Genomic DNA, 17,662 nt, shown 5'->3' with positions numbered 1-17,662 from the left:
CGGAAATATCCGTTAATCCAATCTTACACCGCCCACGCCACCATGACTACCGCCACCCCCCTGCACCCCGGCTACTACCTGCAATTCGCCAGCGACAACACCTCCGGCATCTGCCCCGAGGCTATGCAGGCCTTTGCCGCGGCCAACACGGGTTTTGCCGCGTCTTATGGCAATGACGACGCCACGCGCCTGGCGTGTGACCGGTTGCGCGAGGTGTTTGAGGCGGATGCCGAAGTCTTCTTCGTCTTCAACGGCACGGCGGCCAACTCGATTGCGCTGGCTTCGCTCTGCCAGTCTTACCAGGCCGTCATTTGCAGTGACACGGCCCACGTGGAAACGGACGAGTGCGGCGCGCCCGAATTCTTCTCCAACGGCTCCAAGCTGTTGTCGGCCCCCCACCGCCACGGTAAGCTCACCTCGGCCGGTGTGCTGGAGGTCATCACCCGCCGCACCGATGTGCACTACCCACGGCCCAAGGTGGTCACGCTGACCCAGTCCACGGAAATGGGCACGGTCTACCAAAAAGGCGAAATCAGTGGCATCAGCCGCATCGCGCAGGAGCATGGCCTGAAGGTGCACATGGACGGCGCGCGTTTTGCCAACGCGGTGGCCGCGCTCAAGGTGGCGCCGGCCGACATCACCTGGCGTGCGGGCGTGGACGTGTTGTGTTTTGGCGGTACCAAGATGGGCCTGCCGATTGGCGAGGCCATCGTGTTTTTTGACCGCAAGCTGGGCGAGGAGTTTTCTTACCGCTGCAAGCAGGCCGGGCAACTGGCCTCCAAGATGCGCTACCTGTCGGCCCCCTGGCTGGCCATGCTGACCGACGGCACCTGGCTGCGCCACGCGGCGCACGCCAACGCCATGGCGCAGCGTCTGTCTGACAAGGTGGCCGGTATCGCCGGCGCCGAACTGTTGCTGCCCACCGAGGTGAATGGCGTGTTTGTGAACCTGCCCGAACCGGCGATCGTTCGCCTCAAGGCCCTGGGCTGGACCTTCTACACCTTCATCGGCGGCGGTGCGCGCTTCATGTGCTCTTGGGCCACCACCGAAGAGGCGGTGGACCATTTGGCGCATGACCTGGAGCGGGCGCTGGCGGGTTGAGTGGTGCGGCGGATGCTACTGATTTAATAGCTGCTCGCGCATATCCCACGTGGGTTAGAGGCCTGTTTTGCTTGTAAAAAGCTATTGAAGCGCCTTGGCGGCCCAGGCTTGCAGGGCCAGGCGCACCGTGTGGCGGGCACTGGCGTCGGCGCGGCCACCGAGCCAGTAGCTCAGCAGATCGGCTGCCATCTCGTAGGGGTGGTAGAGCCCGCTGCGATCGGGGAAGGCGTTCACATACGCTGCCACGCCCAGCAGGGGCTGGGTTACGGGTTGGCCCTCGCGCTCTTGCAGGCGCCACTCGCCCTGTTCTTGGCGGTACATCACGGCCACCATCTGGAAGTCGCGCGGCATGCTGGGGGTTTTGAGGTTGCTGAGTTGCAGGTAGGGCAGTACCGCCTGGCCCGGCGCATCGGGCAGCGGGAAGATCCACTCGCTCAGCGGCGCATCAGGGTTGACCACACCGCGCGCCAACAGCGCTGGTGTTTGCGGTGCGGCAATGCGCGTAAAGCCCAGCACCTGCGTGGCCAGGGTGTCAAAAAGCGCGGACTGGCTGCGTTGCAGCACATGGGTTTGCTCGTGCACCAGCAGGTAGCCCAAAAAGCCCAGCAGCCCAGACCGATCGCCCGCGCGGTAGGGCGCCAGCAGGTTTTGCATGAGGCCGGCACTGAACACGATGGTGTCACCGCGTGTATGCGGCAAGCCGCCTTCCACCTTGTCGCTGACTTTGGCAAATTTCCAGGGCGTGCGGGCGTAGAGTGGGGCTTTCTCGGTCAGCGTGGGCCAGAGCGTGCCCACGGCCCAGCGCAACATGGCCTGCTCGTCGGCAGAAAACTCTTGCACCTCGCTGGCGTAGTGGGCGCGGGCTTGTTCACGCGCGGTCGCTAGCGGCAGGTTCAGCAGGTCCAGCCGGGTTTTGGCCACCAGCTCGGGGCCTTGCATGGCGTCGAAGTAGGTCTGTGCGCCGGGGCCTGCCATCAGGGTGGCGGCTTCGCTGCGGTTCAAAAACTGCAGCGCTGGCTCGGCGGCTTGGGCCAAGCCCATCCAGCTGCTGCCGGCCAGGCACAGGGCCAGAAGTCCCAGATGGCGGCGCAGCATGGGCGCCTCAGACCAGGCGGGCGCGGTGCCGAGCAATCTGTGCCCGCACCTGGGCTGGCGCAGTGCCACCCAGAATGTTGCGCGCGTTGAGCGAGCCACGCAGGCTCAGGCACTCGTACACATCTTTTTCGATGCTGGCATGGAAGCCCTGCAGCACGGCCAGTGGCAGTTCGGACAGGTCGCAGGCATGCGACTGCGCCGCCTTCACCGCGTGGGCTACCGTCTCATGCGCATCGCGGAAGGGCAGGCCCTTCTTCACCAAATAGTCGGCCAGGTCGGTGGCGGTGGCGTAGCCCTTGAGTGCGGCGCGCTCCATGGCTTCGGCGTTCACGCTGATGCCACCTTCTTTTTTACCCGTGGCTGCGTTCACCTGGCCGCCAATCATTTCGGAGAAGATGCGCAGCGTGTCTTTCAAGGTGTCCACGGTGTCGAACAGCGGCTCTTTGTCTTCCTGGTTGTCCTTGTTGTAGGCCAGGGGCTGGCCCTTCATCAGGGTGATCAGGCCCATGAGGTGGCCGACCACGCGGCCGGTCTTGCCGCGTGCCAACTCGGGCACATCAGGGTTTTTCTTCTGCGGCATGATGCTTGATCCCGTGGTGAAGCGGTCGGCAATCTTGATGAAGCCGAAGTTCTGGCTCATCCAGATGATGAGTTCTTCGCTCATGCGGCTGATGTGAATCATGGTCAGGCTGGCGGCGCTGGTGAACTCGATCGCAAAGTCACGGTCGCTCACGGCGTCCAGGCTGTTCTGGCACACACCGTCCATGGCCAGGGTCTTGGCCACGCGCTCGCGGTCCAGTGGGTAGCTGGTGCCGGCCAATGCGGCGCTGCCCAGCGGCAGACGGTTGGTGCGGCGGCGCACCTCGGCAAAGCGCTCGGCATCGCGGCTGAACATTTCCACATAGGCCAGCATGTGGTGGCCAAAACTCACAGGCTGGGCTACCTGCAGGTGCGTGAAGCCAGGCAGGATGACCTCGGCATTCGCCTCGGCCACATCCACCAGCGACTTTTGCAGGTCCACCAGCAGTTCGCCGATCAGATCAATCTCGCTGCGCAGCCACAGGCGCACGTCGGTGGCGACCTGGTCGTTGCGGCTGCGGCCGGTGTGCAGGCGCTTGCCGGCGTCGCCCACCAGCTGGGTCAGGCGGGCTTCGATGTTCAGGTGCACGTCTTCCAGGTCCAGCTTCCATTCAAAGGCGCCAGATTCGATCTCGCCCCAGATCTGGGCCATGCCTTTCTGGATGGCGGCGTGGTCTTCGGCGGCAATGATGCCCTGCGCGGCCAGCATGTCGGCATGCGCCAGACTGCCGGTAATGTCGGCCTGCCAAAGGCGCTTGTCAAAGAACACGCTGGAGGTGTAGCGTTTGACCAGATCACTCATGGGCTCAGAAAACAGCGCGGACCACGCCTGGGACTTTTTATCGAATTGGTTTTGGGACATGGGAGACGCTTTGCAGAATGGAGTCAAAATCCGGTGAACATGAACGACACCCAAATATTATCGACGTTCCAGGAGCTGGCCCCAGCGCAGCCGACGGACGCCAAGGCCCCGGCCCTGGTGTTCGACGCCTGCCAAATGGGTGTGGTGCTGCGGGCGGTGTTGTTTGTGGAGCTGGGGGTGGCGGTGGCGGCCATGTTCGCGTCCACCACGCTGTGGAGCTGGGTGCTGCGCTTCTCGCTCGTCACCGGCGGAGCTCTACCGGCCACGCTGGCCTGGCTGCTCTCGGCCTGCATGGCCAAGCGCTGGTTGGCGCGCCTCAAACCTGCGGCACAGTATTCGGTCGCCATTGGTTTGGGCGCGGTGGCGGGGCTGTATGGCTGTGGACTGCTCGCCATTTCGGGGCTGCTGCCCGATGCGCCCTGGGTGGGCAGCGCCAGCAGCGGGGCTTTGCTCTCGTCTATTTTGGTAGCGGCGCTGGTGATGCGTGCCAAGGGGCGCACCCCGGCTGACACGGCGGCGCGCCTGGCCGAGCTGCAGTCGCGCATCCGCCCGCACTTTTTGTTCAACACCCTCAACAGCGCCATTGCACTGGTGCGCGCCGAGCCGGCCAAGGCCGAGGCGCTGCTGGAAGACCTGAGTGATCTGTTTCGCCATGCGCTGATGGACCAGGGAACGGCCGTGACCCTGGCCGACGAGATTGCGCTGGCCCAGCGTTACCTGGCCATCGAGCAGGTGCGTTTTGGCGAGCGCCTGGATGTGCAATGGGCGCTGGACCCCGAAGCCGAACAGGCCAAGCTGCCCCCGCTGTTGCTGCAGCCGCTGGTGGAAAACGCGGTGCGCCATGGGGTGGAGCCCAGTGCCACCGGCGCGGCCATCCGCATTTCCACCCAGCGCCGGGGCTCCTCCGTGGTGGTGAAGGTAACCAACACGGTGCCCGCCGGGCAGGGTTCTGAGGGCCATGGCCTGGCCCTGCGCAATGTGCAAGATCGCCTGGCCCTGCTGCACGATGTGCAGGCCCAGTTTCGCTGTGGCTTGAAAGACGGCGTGTACCAGGTTCGCATGGAGTTCCCCGCATGACTGCAATTGCCCCTATGCGTCGCCTGCAGGTGATGGTGGTGGACGACGAGGCCCTGGCCCGTTCGCGCCTGCGCACCCTGCTGGGCGACTGCCACAACCCCGGTGCCGAGGTGGTGGCCGAAGCCGCCAACGCCGGCCAGGCCCTGGAACTGTTGCGCGGGCGCCGCCTGGATGTGGTGTTTCTGGACATCCACATGCCCGGTGCCGATGGCCTGACGCTGGCGCAAACCCTCAAAACCCTGCCGCAGCCGCCCGTGGTGGTGTTTGTCACCGCACATGCCGAACACGCCTTGCAGGCCTTTGACCTGGAGGCCGCCGACTACCTGACCAAACCCGTGCGGCTGGAGCGGCTGCAAACAGCGCTACAAAAAGCAGAGCGGCTTGCGCATGTTCCATCAGGGCTGGGGGGCGTTTTTGCTTCAGAAGAGGTGCTGGTCATCCAGGAGCGCCACCGGACCGAGCGCGTGCCGCTGCAGCAGGTGCTGTATTTCAAGGCCGAGCTGAAATACATCACGGTGCGCACTGCGGCGCGCAGCTACATCCTGGACGGGGCCCTTAACGACCTGGAGGCCAAATACGCCGAGCATTACCTGCGCATCCACCGCAACGCCATCGTGGCGCGCTGGGCCATCCGTGCGCTGGAGAAACATTACGACGCCGAAGAGGGCGAAGGTTGGGCGGTGCGCTTGCAGGGGGTCGATGAGCTGCTGTCGGTCTCGCGCCGCCAACTGGCCGCAGTGCGCAGCCTGATTGCCCAATGAAGCCTGCCCAGCGCCCCCACTGGTGGCAGGTGGCCCGAGTTGTCCTCTTTTGCTGGGCGGCTGGTGTGGCTGGGGCCGGTAGTGCGGCAGCGGAGCGCATTCGTATTGGCGCCGAGGACGATTGGCGCCCTTACTCGTATGTGGTGGAGGGCAAGCCCGTGGGTTTTGCGGTGGACTTGGCACGTGCGGCCTGGGCCGCAGCCGGGATCGAGCTGGAACTGGTGCCACTGCCCTATGCCCGTTGCATGAAAGAGGTGGACAACGGCACGCTGGCTGGCTGCTTTGACACCCTGCGCGACGCCCGCACCGAAGCCCGCTACCTGTGGCACAAACGGCCTCTGTTCAAGGCGCGCATCGCCATTTACGGGCGCAGCAATGCGCCCAACACGCGCCCCGTGGATGCTGCGGGTCTGCTGGGGTTTCGCATTGGCGTGACCAATGGCTACGACTACGGGGAGGCCTTTGACAACGACGCGCGTATGCAGCGCGACGTAGCGCCGTCCGATCTGATATCCCTGCGCAAGCTGGTGGCCGGGCGGGTGGACTATGCGCTGGTGTTTGACCGGGTGGCGCAGCAGATTGCATCCGTGCACCCGGAGCTGGCCAAGGGCTTCACCCAGCGTGGGGTGCTGGTGGAGCCTTTGCTGTACATCTCGTTTACAAAACGCATGCCGGGCCTGGAGGCCTTGATTGCCCGCTTTGACGCGGGCCTGGAGCGGGTGCGCCAATCGGGCGAATACGCCCGTATTGAAGCCCGTTGGCGCTGAAAATTACCCCGTGTTGCGCAGTCCGGCGGCAATCCCGTTGATGGAGATGTGGATACCACGCTGCACGCGTTCGTCGGCCTTGCCTTCGCGGTAGCGGCGCACCAGTTCCACCTGCAGGTGGTGCAAAGGGTCGATGTAGGGGAAGCGGTGGCGGATGGAGCGCTGCAAGGCCGCGTTGTTGGCCAGGCGGTTCTTTTCACCGGTGATGGTGGCCAGCGCTTGCGCGGTGGCGTGCCATTCGGCCTCGATGGCCGTGAAGATCTTCTTGCGCAGGCGCGCATCGCCCACCAGCTCGGCATAACGTGAGGCCAGGGCCAGGTCGCTCTTGGCCATCACCATGTCCATGTTGGATAGCAGGGTGCCGAAGAAGGGCCATTGCTTGTACATCTTCTGCAGCAGCGCCAAACGCTCTTTCTGCTCGGCCGCAGTGCCGTTGCTGATGAACTTCTGCACCGCAGAACCAAAGCCGAACCAGCCTGGCAGTGTCAGGCGGCACTGGCCCCAGCTGAAGCCCCAGGGAATCGCGCGCAGGTCTTCGATCTTCTGCGAGGCCTTGCGAGAGGCAGGGCGTGAGCCGATGTTGAGCTCGGCAATCTCGCGGATCGGGGTAGAGCTGAAAAAGTACTCGGTGAAACCGGGAGTTTCGTACACCAGCGCGCGGTAGGCCGACATGCTGTTTTGCGAGAGCTCGGCGGCGGCTTCCAGGAAGGCCTTGGTGGCCGATTTGGTGGGCTGCAGCAGGGTGGCTTCTAGCGTGGCAGCGACCAGGGTTTCCAGGTTGCGTCGGCCAATTTCGGGGTTGGCGTATTTGGAGCCAATCACTTCGCCCTGTTCGGTCAGGCGGATCTGGCCGCGTACGGTGCCGGGGGGCTGGGCCAGAATGGCTTGGTAGCTGGGGCCGCCGCCACGCCCCACCGTGCCGCCACGGCCGTGGAACATGCGCAGCTGGATCTTGTGTTGGGCGGCCAGCACGTCGAACAGCTCCACCAATGCGATCTCGGCGCGGTACAGCTCCCAGTTGCTGGTGAAGATGCCGCCGTCCTTGTTGGAGTCGGAGTAGCCCAGCATGATGTCCTGCTCGGAGCCACTGCGTTTGACCAGCTCGGCCACGCCAGGCAGGGCGTAGAACTCCCGCATGATGGGCGCGGCGTTGCGCAGGTCTTCAATGGTTTCAAACAGCGGCACCACGATCAGGTCGGCCGTGGCCTGTGCGTCCAGCGTGCCGCGCATCAGGCCCACTTCTTTTTGCAGTAGCAGCACTTCGAGCAAGTCGCTCACGGTTTCGGTGTGGCTGATGATGTAGTGGCGGATGGCTTCATGGCCAAAACGTTCACGCATGACCTTGGCGGCAGCAAAGATGGCCAGCTCGCCCTGGGCGTGGGCCGAGTACTCGACACCGTGCACGCGCAGGGGGCGGGCGTCGTTCAGCAAGCCCAGCAACAGTGTGCGTTTGGCGGCTTCGTCCAGTGCGCTGTAGTTGGCTTCCACGCGGGCCGTGGCCAGCAGTTCGGCTACCACTTCTTCGTGTTTGTCCGAGCTTTGGCGCAAGTCCACTGTGGCCAGGTGAAAGCCGAACACGTCCACTGCGCGGATCAGCGGGTGCAGGCGTTGTTTGATCAGGGCGCCGCCGTGGTGGGCCTTGAGCGAAGCGGCGATGGTGCGCAGGTCGGCCACCAAGTCCTGCGCCTGCAGGTAGGGGTTTTGTGGCGCGACGGCGTGGCGTGCGGCCTCGGTGCCGGTCAGGCTTTTCAGGGTGGCGGCCAGGCGGGCGTACATGCCGGTCAGGGCGCGGCGGTAGGGTTCGTCTTTGCGGTGTTCGTTTTGGTCAGGCGAGCGTTCGGCCAGGGCCTGCATCTCGGGAGTGCAGTCGGCCAGCATGGCAGAGATGGACAACTCGCCACCCAGGTAGTGCACCTCGGTCAGGTAGTGGCGCAGGGCCACTTCGGCCTGGCGGCGCAGCGCGTATTCCAGGGTCTGGGCGCTGACGTTGGGGTTGCCGTCGCGGTCGCCGCCAATCCACTGGCCCATGCGCAAAAAGCTGTGCACCGGCTGGGTGCCCAGCATGTCTTCCAGGTCGGCGTAGAGCTTGGGAATCTCGCGCAGGAAGGTGGACTCGTAATAACTCAGCGCGTTCTCAATCTCGTCGGCCACGGTGAGCTTGCTGAAGCGCAGCAGGCGGGTCTGCCAGAGCTGCATCACGCGGGCGCGCATCTGGGCTTCGTTGGCTGCCAGTTCCTTGGGCGTCAGCGCGTCTTTTTTGCTGTCCACCGAGACGGCGCGCAGCTTGATTTCATCACGCGTGGTCAGCAGCTGGGCGATGTCGCGCTCAGCATCCAGAATGCTCTTGCGTTGCACTTCGGTGGGGTGGGCGGTGAGCACGGGCGACACAAAACTTTGCGCCAGCGTCTGCGAGATGGTCTTGGGTGCGATGCCGGCCCAGCGCAGGCGCGACATGGCGACCTCGATGCTGCCTTCTTGCGTGTCGCCGGCACGTTCGTGGATGGCACGGCGACGGATATGGTGGCGGTCTTCGGCCAGGTTGGCCAGGTGCGAAAAGTAAGTGAAGGCGCGGATCACGCTCACGGTCTGGTCGCCCGAGAGGCCCTTGAGTAGTTTCTTCAGTGCCTTGTCGGCTTCGTGGTCGGCATCGCGTCGAAACGCCACCGACAGCGTGCGGATCTGTTCGATCAGTTCGTAGGCCTCTACGCCCTCTTGCTCCCGAATCACATCACCCAAAATTCGCCCTAAAAGGCGGATGTCTTCAACCAAGGGACGCTCGTTGTCTTTGCTGCGCTTGGCCGTCTCTGCGGCAGGTGCTTTTTTCATGGGTCTGGATGGAGGTGGGAGAGGGGGCTTCGAATGAAGCAAGGATCGCGCCCATGCTAGCATCGAAGGCATTCCACCGATTACTAGCAGGTTACGACTTTGCCCCATTTTACGATCGCCACACGCGAGAGCCGGCTGGCCCTTTGGCAAGCAGAACACGTCAAGGCCTTGCTGGAGCAGCAAGGCGCCGCCGTCACCCTGTTGGGTATGACGACCAAGGGCGATCAAATCCTGGACCGCTCGCTCAGCAAAGTGGGCGGTAAGGGCCTGTTTGTCAAAGAGCTGGAAGTGGCCTTGGAAGAAGGCCGCGCCGACCTTGCTGTGCATTCGCTCAAAGACGTTCCGATGGAGTTGCCCGCGGGTTTTGAGCTGGCCTGCGTGATGGAGCGTGAGGACCCGCGTGACGCCTGGGTGTCTACCCGTTATGCGAGTGTGCTGGATCTGCCGCAAGGCGCGGTGGTGGGCACGTCGAGCTTGCGCCGCGTGGCGCTGCTGCGCGCCATGCGGCCTGACCTGAAGATTGAGCCCTTGCGCGGCAACCTGGACACCCGTTTGCGCAAACTCGATGAAGGCCTGTACGACGGCATCGTGTTGGCCGCCGCCGGACTCAAGCGCTTGGGGCTGGCCTCCCGCATCCGCAGCACCTTTGCAGTGGAGCAGATGCTGCCGGCGGCCGGGCAGGGGGCCTTGGGCATTGAAGTGCGCACGGGCCGCGACGATGTGCGCGACGCGCTGCAGCACCTGGCCCACCAACCCACTTGGCTGGCCGTGGCCGCCGAGCGCGCGGTAAGCCGCATGATGGGTGGTAGCTGTTCCATGCCGCTGGCGGCTTACGCCACGCTTGAGGGCACGCAGCTGCACATCCGCGCCGCCTGGGGCGATGCCGAGGGAAGGTACCCGCTGGTGACCGCCCAGACGCAAGGCTCCGTACACAGCCTGGCTGATGCCACCGCCTTGGGCGAACAGGTCGCCCTGCAGTTGCAGGCCGGTGTACGGGCTTTGCCGCAAGCAGGAGTCTGATGCCATGCGTGTGATCGTTACCCGTCCCGAAGGCGAAGCCCAGAAGTGGGTCAGCACCCTGCAGAGTGCGGGTTACCAGGCCTTGAGTCTGCCTTTGATCAAGGTGCTGCCAGCCGCCCAGCCGCAAGCGGTGCATGAGGCCTGGCAGCAGATCGCGCAGTGGGACGCCGCGATGTTTGTCAGTCGCAATGCCGTGGACCACTTTTTTGCATTAAAACCGGTTGAAACCCTCGTATTTACTGCGCAGGCAGCTATCAAAAGTAGAGCGTATGTGACCGGCCCAGGCAGCTATTCCGCCTTGCTGCGTGTGGGCGCTGAGGCCTCGTGCATCGACTCCCCCGACCATACCGCTGGGCTGTTTGACTCGGAGGCTCTATGGCATGTGGTGCGCGGCCAGATGCGTCCGGGTTTCCGGCTGCTGATTGTGCGGGGCACCACGGTGGATGGTGCGGCCGGTGACGAGGGGGTGGGGCGCGATTGGTTTGCCAAGCAGGCCACGGCGGCCGGGGCCCAGGTGGATTTTGTGGTGGCTTACCAGCGTCAGCAACCCCAACTCGACCCCCAGCAGCAGGCCCAGGCGCAGATTGCGGCCAGCGATGGCACGGTGTGGCTGTTCAGCAGTTCGGAAGCGATTGCCAACTTGCAGGCCCAATGCCCCGCGCAGCTGTGGCAGGGCGCCCGTGCTGTTGTTACCCATCCACGTATTGGCAAGGCCGCGCGTGAGGCGGGCTTTGGTGTGGTGCGCGAGTCACGCCCAGCGCTGCCGGCGCTGATGGCGTCGATAGAATCGCTGCAATGAACGACGCGTCTGCCGCCCCACCCGAAACATCCACTGCGGAACAGGCACCGCCTGCAGCCTTGCTGCCCACGGTAAAGTCGTCGCGCCGCTGGTTGCGTGGTGTGGCCGTGGTGGCGGTGGTTGGCCTGCTGGGCAGCGCCTTGTTGTGGCAAAAACTCAGCACCATCCAGGAGCAGTTGGCGCGCCAGAGCGCCGACACTGGCTCCCAGGCCAACGAAGCGCGGGCCATGGCCCGCCAGGCGCAGGAGCTGGCCATTGAAACCGCAGCCAAACTCGCCATGACCGAGGCGCGGCTGAGCGAAGTGTCCTTGCAGCGCAGCCAGCTCGAAGAGCTGATGCAAAGCCTGTCCCGCTCGCGCGACGAAAACCTGGTGGTGGACATTGAATCCGCTGTGCGCCTGGCCCAGCAACAGGCCCAACTCACCGGCAGTGCTGAGCCCCTGTTGGCCGCCCTCAAAACTGCCGAACTGCGCGTGGCCCGTGCGGCACAGCCGCGCCTGACCCCGGTGCAGCGCGCCATTGCCAAAGATGTGGCGCGCATCAAGGCCACGGCATTGGCCGATTTGCCCGCCTTGCTGGTCAAGCTGGACGAGCTGGTGCAGGTCACTGACGAGCTGCCCATTGCCAACGCCGTTGCCGTTGCACGGCCGGCCGAGAGCCTCAAGCGCAAGGAAGCCGAATCCATGGCCGGCTGGTGGAACCGTGCGATTGCGGTGGTGCATGCCGAGCTGCAAAGCCTGGTGCGCGTGAGCCGCATCGACAACCCGGATGCCGTGTTGCTCACGCCCGAGCAGTCCTTCTTTTTACGCGAGAACCTCAAACTCAAATTGCTGAACGCCCGCCTGGGCCTGCTCACACGGCACAACGATTCGGCGCGTTCGGATCTGGCTGCCGCCTCCGCGGCCATGGCGCGTTACTTTGATGTGTCTTCGCGCAAGACGCAGGCCGCGCAGGCCTTGTTGCTGCAACTGCAGGGCCAAATGCGTGCGCTGGAGCTGCCGCGCGTGGATGACACCCTGGCGGCGCTGACCACGGCCGCAGCGGGGCGCTGAGATGCGGGCCGCACTTTGGCTTCTTGCCCTGTTTGCGGTGGCGGTGGCCACCGCCTTGTTTGCCGGTAACAACCAGGGCACGGTGACCCTGTACTGGCCACCGTACCGTGTGGACCTGTCACTCAACCTGGTGCTGGTGCTGCTGGCCCTGGTGTTTGTGACCCTGCACCTGGCTTTGCGCGCACTCTCGGGCCTGCTGCACATTCCGGTGCAGGCCAAGCGCTGGCGCCTGCTCTACAAAGAGCGCGCCATGCACGAGGCGCTGCTGGACTCTCTGTCCAACCTGGTGGCCGGGCGTTTTGTGCGGGCCCGCAAGGCGGCCGAGCTGGTGGTCACGCTCGAAGAGTCGCTGCGCAGCAGCGAAGAACACACGGTACACGGCGTGCGCCTGCGCACCATGTCCCACCTGATTGCTGCCGAAAGTGCCCATGCGCTGCAAGACCGCAGCCGCCGTGAGCAACATTTTCAGAGCGCACTGGAGCTGACCCGGCCGCGCGACGCGCAGGATGGTCGCGATGGTGTGCTGATGCGCGCAGCACGTTGGTCGTTTGAGGACCGTGACGCCTCTTTGTCGCTGGAGTGGTTGGACCAATTGCCCCAAGGCACAGCCCGCCGCACTATTGCCCTGCGTTTGCGCCTCAAGGCGGCGCGCCTGGCTGGCCAGGCGCGTGCGGCATTGGATGCGGTGCGCCTGCTCACCAAACACCGGGCGTTCTCGGAAGTGGCGGGTGCCGGTATTGCCCGCGGGCTGGCACTTGAAATCCTGCGCTCGGCCCATGACCCCATGCAGTTGCAACGCGCTTGGGAGGCATTGGAGACGGCAGAAAAACACATGCCCGAGGTGGCGCTAGAAGCCGCAGAGCGTTGTCTGCAACTGGGCGGCGATGTGGCCCTGTCACGCCAGTGGGTGCTGCCGCTGTGGATGGCCATGGGCGAACGCCTGGATGCATTGAGCCCGGCGCTGCGCGTGCGTGTGGTGCGCGTGCTGGAAAAAGGTTTTGCCCAGGCCACCGGCACGCCCGATGCGCCGTGGCTGCAGCGCATCGAGTCGCTGCAGTTGGCCAACCCGGGTGACCCCTTGCTGCAGTACCTGGCCGGGGTGATGTGCGCGCGGCTGGAGTTGTGGGGCAAAGCCCAGCAGATGCTGCGCCAATCCTTGACCATGCTCAAGGATGCGGACCTCAAGCGAGACGCCTGGCGCGCCCTGGCCGAACTGGCCGAACACAGGCAGGATACGGCCGCCGCCGCACAGGCCTACAAGGAAGCCTCCAAAGCGTGACGTGCTGAACTTTCGGGGCTATTATCCGCCCCATGGCCACACTCATCGACCACCTGATCAAGCTCACAGACCACCGCGACCGCGACCTGTTGGAGCTCACCCTGTCCAAGGCATTGATTGACCTGGTGCCCATCCAGCGCGTCATCGTCGCGCGGGTGGTGAGTGAAGAAGGCATCAAGCGCTGGCTGGAAGTGGCCACACTGGACGCCAAGGGCGGCGGCAAGGTGGTGGACCCGCTCCGCGTGGACTTTCAGAAATTACCTTTGTTGGACGACAACCGCGATCGCCTGCGAGCTCTGCAAAACCGCGAGCGCATCGAGATCGCCTGGGCCGGCGAAGACGGGCCCCGCATCACCTACTTTCCACTGTTTGCTGAGACTCTCAACGACGATGAAGGGGCGTTGGAGATTCACTCTGCATCCCCGCTGACGCAGGAGCAGTTGCAAACCCTGGCCCAGGTCCAGCATGTGTTTCGCAATATGTACCACCTGCTGGCTTACAGCGACCGCGATGCACTCACCGGCTTGCTCAACCGCAAGTCCCTGGATGACACGTTCTACAGTGCCGTGCTCGATGAGCTGGGCGAGGGGCCCGAGCCGCAGTCGGAGGCTTTGAAGGCGGCTGTGGCGCCTGGCCAGGAGCGCCGCCACCGGGTGCCGCCCAACTACTGGATGGGCACCATCAGCATCGACAACTTTGGCTTGCTCAATGACAAAAACGGCCACCTGATTGCCGAAGAGGTGCTGCTCTTGGTGGCGCGCATCATGAACAACACCTTTCGCACCTACGACCGGCTGTACCGCCTGGGTGGCGAGCAGTTTGCTGTGCTCATGCACTGCCCTGACGAGGCTCTGGTGCTGGCTGCGTTTGAGCGCTTTCGGGCCAATATCGAGAAATTTAACTTTCCGCAGGTGGGGCGCGTCACCATTTGCGCCGGCTTCACCCGCATCACGCCCGATGACTCACCGAGTACGGCGCTGGAGCATGCCGAGCGCGCGGTGGACTATGCGCAGCACAACGGCCGCAACAAGGTGTTCAGCCATGCGGAGCTGGTGCGCAAGGGCTTCTTTGGCGATGCGCTGAAGATAGGTGCTGTGGACCTGTTTTAAACCAGCTGCCGACAGGCCAAAAAAAGGGGCACCGTGGTGCCCCTTTTTATTTAACCCGCGTTGTTCTCTTCAAACGGCAGGCTCATGTTGCGCAAGTCGCGCCGGGTTTCCACCAGCACCAGCGGGCCAGCGTCCACCACCACAGGGGCCGGGCGCTCGCGGGGCACATGCACGGGCTTGGGCTCGGCGGCAATCGCCGCTTGCACGGCGGCAATCTTGGCGGCATCCGAATTCACCCACTGCAGGCCCGAACCTTGGGCGACTTGCTGCAAGGATGCAGTAGGCAGGGCATAACCTTCGACCTTGGGCATGCTGCCGGTGGCCACAGGGGCGGGTGCAGCGACAGGCGCAACCACGGCCACCACAGGGGCAACCGGTGCTGGGGCTGCTGCCACGATAGGCTGCACTGGCTCCATGCTGACGGACGCAGCAGCGGCTTGTGGCGCTTCTTCGGTGTGCTGCGGGGCTGCAGCTTGTTCACCACGTTCCTGGCGATTGCCACGGTCACGGCCATAACGGTCGCGTGAGCGGCGCTGGCCATCGCCAGCATTGCGGCCTTCGGCCTGGGCGGCAGTTTCGCCATCGATTTGGTTCACATCGGCCTGGGCTGTCGGGGCCGTGTCGGCAAAGGCGAGTGCAGATTGGGGTTCTGCGTCAGCGCGGTTGCCGTCGTCCTGACGGGGGCCACGTTCGTCGCGGCGGCCATTGCGATTGCGTCCACGGCCACGGCCTTCACGACCGTCTCCACGGGCTTCGGTATTCACGTCCGCGGCGCCTTCGGGGCGTGCGTCTGTGGTTTCCTCGTGGCGTGTGTCCTGGCGTTGCTCGGTGTTGCGCTCTGTGTTTTCTTCGCGCGGGCCACGGCCTTCGCCACGGTTGCGGCCACGGCCTTCACCACGCGGGGCACGGTCCTGGCGGGGTTCACCGCGGCCTTCGCCACGTGGGGCGTTGCCGTTGTCGGCGCCTGCAGACACCTGGACATCCTGGCCTGCTACGGCAGCGCCAGCGTCCATGCGTTCGTTGCGCTGGGCGCCGCCTTGGCGTTCGCCACGCTCACCACGGTTGCGGCCATTGCGGCCACCGCGTTCACCACGCTCTGCACCACCTTCGGGGCGGGCTTCACCCCGGTTTTCGTCGCGCGGGCCACGGCCGTCGGCGCGGGGCTCATTGCGGCCACCACGGCTGTTGCGGCCTTCGCCACGCTCGCCACCACGGTCGTTGCGCTCACCACGGCCACCGTTGCGGCTGCCATCGCGGCCCCGGCCGTCACGGCCTTCGCGTTTGTCGTCGGTCTTGGCAGTCGCAGGTGCGGGCTTGGCCACCGGTGCGGCTTCTTCCATGCCCAGCAGGCCCTTGATCCAACCAAAGAAACCTTTGCTGGCAGGTGCAGGCGCTGCTGCCACGGGCTTTGCCGCAGGCGCTGCAGCCTGGGGTTTGGCCACTTCGGGCTTGGGCGGCGCGATGGGGGCGGGTGCGTCGGGCAACACGCCCTTGATCACGGGAGTTTGTTTGTTGGTGGGCTCTTGCGAACGGCGGGTCACGCCGGTGGCTTCTTCTATGTCATCGGCCATCTTGTAGCTGGCTTCGATGTGGTCCAGGCGCGGGTCGTCGTGTTTCAGGCGTTCGAGCTTGTAGTTGGGCGTTTCCAGCGTCTTGTTGGGCACCATCAGCACGTTGATGCGCTGCTTGAGTTCGATTTTGGCGATTTCGGTACGCTTTTCGTTCAGCAGGAACGAGGCCACATCGACGGGCACCTGGCACATGACCGATGCCGTGTTGTCCTTGAGCGACTCTTCCTGGATGATGCGCAGAATCTGCAAAGCGCTGGATTCGGTATCGCGGATGTGGCCGGAGCCGCCGCAACGGGGGCAAGGAATGGATGCACCTTCCGAAAGGGCCGGGCGCAGGCGCTGGCGGCTCATTTCCATCAGGCCGAACTTGGAGATGGTGCCGAACTGCACGCGGGCGCGGTCCTGGCGCAGCGCGTCGCGCAAGCGGTTTTCCACTTCGCGGCGGTTGCGGGACTCTTCCATGTCGATAAAGTCGATCACGATCAGGCCACCCAAGTCACGCAGGCGCATCTGGCGCGCCACTTCGTCAGCGGCTTCCAGGTTGGTGCGGGTCGCGGTTTCTTCGATGTCGCCGCCCTTGATGGCGCGGGCCGAGTTGACGTCTACGGACACCAGGGCTTCGGTGTGGTCGATCACGATGGCGCCGCCGGAAGGCAGTTGCACCGTGCGGGCGTAGGCGGATTCGATCTGGTGTTCGATCTGGAAGCGGCTGAACAGCGGGGCGTCGTCACGGTAGCGCTTCACGCGGGCTGCGTGCTCTGGCATCACGTGGGCCATGAACTGCTGGGCCTGTTCGTACACGTCGTCGGTGTCGATCAGGATGTCGCCGATGTCGTGGTTGAAGTAATCGCGGATCGCGCGGATTACCAGGGACGACTCTTGGTAAATCAGGTAGGCACCCTTGCCACCCTTGGCGGCGCCGTCAATCGCGGTCCACAGCTTCAAGAGGTAGTTCAGGTCCCACTGCAACTCGGGCGCGCTGCGGCCAATGCCGGCGGTGCGCGCGATGATGGACATGCCGTTGGGGTATTCCAACTGGTCCATGTTTTCTTTGAGTTCTGCACGGTCATCACCCTCGATGCGGCGCGAAACGCCACCGCCACGGGGGTTGTTGGGCATCAGGACCACGTAGCGGCCGGCGAGCGACACAAAGGTGGTCAGGGCAGCGCCCTTGTTGCCACGCTCTTCTTTTTCCACTTGCACCAGCAGTTCCTGGCCTTCGCGGATCGCATCCTGGATGCGGGCGTTACCGGCGGAAACGCCTTGCTGGAAGTAGGTTTTGGAGATTTCCTTGAAGGGCAGGAAGCCGTGGCGGTCTTCGCCGTAGTCCACAAAGCAGGCTTCCAGCGATGGTTCGACGCGGGTGACGACGGCCTTGTAGATATTGCCCTTGCGCTGTTCGCGCCCTTCGATTTCGATTTCGTAGTCGAGGAGTTTTTGTCCGTCGACAATGGCCAGGCGGCGTTCTTCAGCCTGCGTGGCGTTGATCAGCATCCGTTTCATGGATTGCATCCTTCTTCAATAAGCACATGCCCGGAATGGGCGTACGGTGCCGGACTGACGAATTGAAGTGAGGTGGAATTGCCGGAGAACTTCAGGTCACACGAGGTGACGAAGCGTAGGCGCAGGGATGGGGACGAGGGGGTGCGTTTGTGAACTTGCTATCAAAAGGATAGCTCGTTGCGCAGGTTGTACCGGGGCTGCAGGCCGATATGTGCCACCCAACGGGGCGTAAACGCTCCGCAGGCACATGGTCATCAGGCT

General features: G+C 64.3%; 13 protein-coding genes. 9 read left to right on the top strand and 4 right to left on the bottom strand.

Annotation, left to right across the window (positions count from 1 at the left end):
* Window positions 1–42 precede the first annotated feature (42 nt).
* Window positions 43–1,101, top strand: coding sequence for a low specificity L-threonine aldolase (locus tag C5F53_RS03640; RefSeq protein ID WP_105259941.1), 1,059 nt, complete (start codon window positions 43–45; stop codon window positions 1,099–1,101).
* A gap of 81 nt (window positions 1,102–1,182) precedes the next feature.
* Here C5F53_RS03640 and C5F53_RS03635 read toward each other — a convergent pair whose 3' ends face one another.
* Window positions 1,183–2,196 carry a hypothetical protein gene (locus tag C5F53_RS03635; protein ID WP_105259940.1) on the bottom strand — a complete coding sequence of 338 codons (1,014 nt, stop codon included), beginning with the start codon at window positions 2,194–2,196 and terminating at the stop codon, window positions 1,183–1,185.
* Between the two features lie 7 nt (window positions 2,197–2,203).
* Window positions 2,204–3,637: an argininosuccinate lyase gene (gene argH, locus C5F53_RS03630; protein WP_105259939.1), complete on the bottom strand. Its 1,434-nt coding sequence runs from the start codon at window positions 3,635–3,637 to the stop codon at window positions 2,204–2,206.
* A gap of 39 nt (window positions 3,638–3,676) precedes the next feature.
* Between argH and C5F53_RS03625 the strand changes: the two genes are divergently transcribed.
* From C5F53_RS03625 to C5F53_RS03615, 3 genes are read left to right on the top strand one after another with little or no spacing between them, the layout of a single operon-like run.
* Window positions 3,677–4,714 carry a sensor histidine kinase gene (locus C5F53_RS03625; protein WP_105259938.1) on the top strand — a complete coding sequence of 346 codons (1,038 nt, stop codon included), beginning with the start codon at window positions 3,677–3,679 and terminating at the stop codon, window positions 4,712–4,714.
* Window positions 4,711–5,475 (top strand): LytTR family DNA-binding domain-containing protein, encoded by a 765-nt coding sequence (locus tag C5F53_RS03620; RefSeq protein ID WP_236635194.1) that lies wholly within the window; start codon window positions 4,711–4,713, stop codon window positions 5,473–5,475. Before C5F53_RS03625 ends, C5F53_RS03620 begins: the two co-directional genes overlap by 4 nt.
* A complete protein-coding gene (locus C5F53_RS03615; RefSeq protein WP_105259937.1) occupies window positions 5,472–6,242 on the top strand; it encodes an ABC transporter substrate-binding protein in 771 nt (256 codons plus the stop codon). Before C5F53_RS03620 ends, C5F53_RS03615 begins: the two co-directional genes overlap by 4 nt.
* 3 nt (window positions 6,243–6,245) lie before the next feature.
* On the opposite strand, the gene ppc is transcribed toward C5F53_RS03615, so the two are convergent.
* Window positions 6,246–9,068 carry a phosphoenolpyruvate carboxylase gene (ppc, locus tag C5F53_RS03610; protein WP_105259936.1) on the bottom strand — a complete coding sequence of 941 codons (2,823 nt, stop codon included), beginning with the start codon at window positions 9,066–9,068 and terminating at the stop codon, window positions 6,246–6,248.
* 99 nt (window positions 9,069–9,167) lie between these two features.
* Here ppc and hemC point away from each other — a divergent pair, with 99 nt between their 5' ends.
* Genes hemC through C5F53_RS03585 form a run of 5 tightly spaced genes read left to right on the top strand, consistent with a single transcriptional unit; the run spans window position 9,168 to window position 14,327 of the window.
* Window positions 9,168–10,088: a hydroxymethylbilane synthase gene (gene hemC, locus C5F53_RS03605; protein ID WP_105259935.1), complete on the top strand. Its 921-nt coding sequence runs from the start codon at window positions 9,168–9,170 to the stop codon at window positions 10,086–10,088.
* 4 nt (window positions 10,089–10,092) lie between these two features.
* Window positions 10,093–10,887 carry a uroporphyrinogen-III synthase gene (locus C5F53_RS03600; protein ID WP_105259934.1) on the top strand — a complete coding sequence of 265 codons (795 nt, stop codon included), beginning with the start codon at window positions 10,093–10,095 and terminating at the stop codon, window positions 10,885–10,887.
* The gene (locus C5F53_RS03595) at window positions 10,884–11,939 is read left to right on the top strand and encodes a uroporphyrinogen-III C-methyltransferase (RefSeq protein ID WP_105259933.1); all 1,056 of its coding nucleotides are present in this window, start codon (window positions 10,884–10,886) and stop codon (window positions 11,937–11,939) included. Before C5F53_RS03600 ends, C5F53_RS03595 begins: the two co-directional genes overlap by 4 nt.
* A 1-nt stretch (window position 11,940) precedes the next feature.
* Window positions 11,941–13,218, top strand: a complete 1,278-nt coding sequence (locus C5F53_RS03590; protein ID WP_105259932.1) for a heme biosynthesis protein HemY — start codon at window positions 11,941–11,943, stop codon at window positions 13,216–13,218.
* Window positions 13,219–13,250: 32 nt separating this feature from the next.
* Window positions 13,251–14,327, top strand: coding sequence for a GGDEF domain-containing protein (locus tag C5F53_RS03585; protein ID WP_105259931.1), 1,077 nt, complete (start codon window positions 13,251–13,253; stop codon window positions 14,325–14,327).
* Between the two features lie 50 nt (window positions 14,328–14,377).
* On the opposite strand, the gene C5F53_RS03580 is transcribed toward C5F53_RS03585, so the two are convergent.
* Window positions 14,378–17,401, bottom strand: coding sequence for an Rne/Rng family ribonuclease (locus C5F53_RS03580; protein WP_105259930.1), 3,024 nt, complete (start codon window positions 17,399–17,401; stop codon window positions 14,378–14,380).
* Window positions 17,402–17,662: the final 261 nt, after the last annotated feature.

It is taken from the genome of Rhodoferax sp. TS-BS-61-7, from assembly GCF_002943465.1.
Lineage (GTDB): Bacteria > Pseudomonadota > Gammaproteobacteria > Burkholderiales > Burkholderiaceae_C > Allorhodoferax.
Note: the sequence above shows the minus strand (reverse complement) of the source record. Positions and strands in the feature narration are given on the sequence as shown.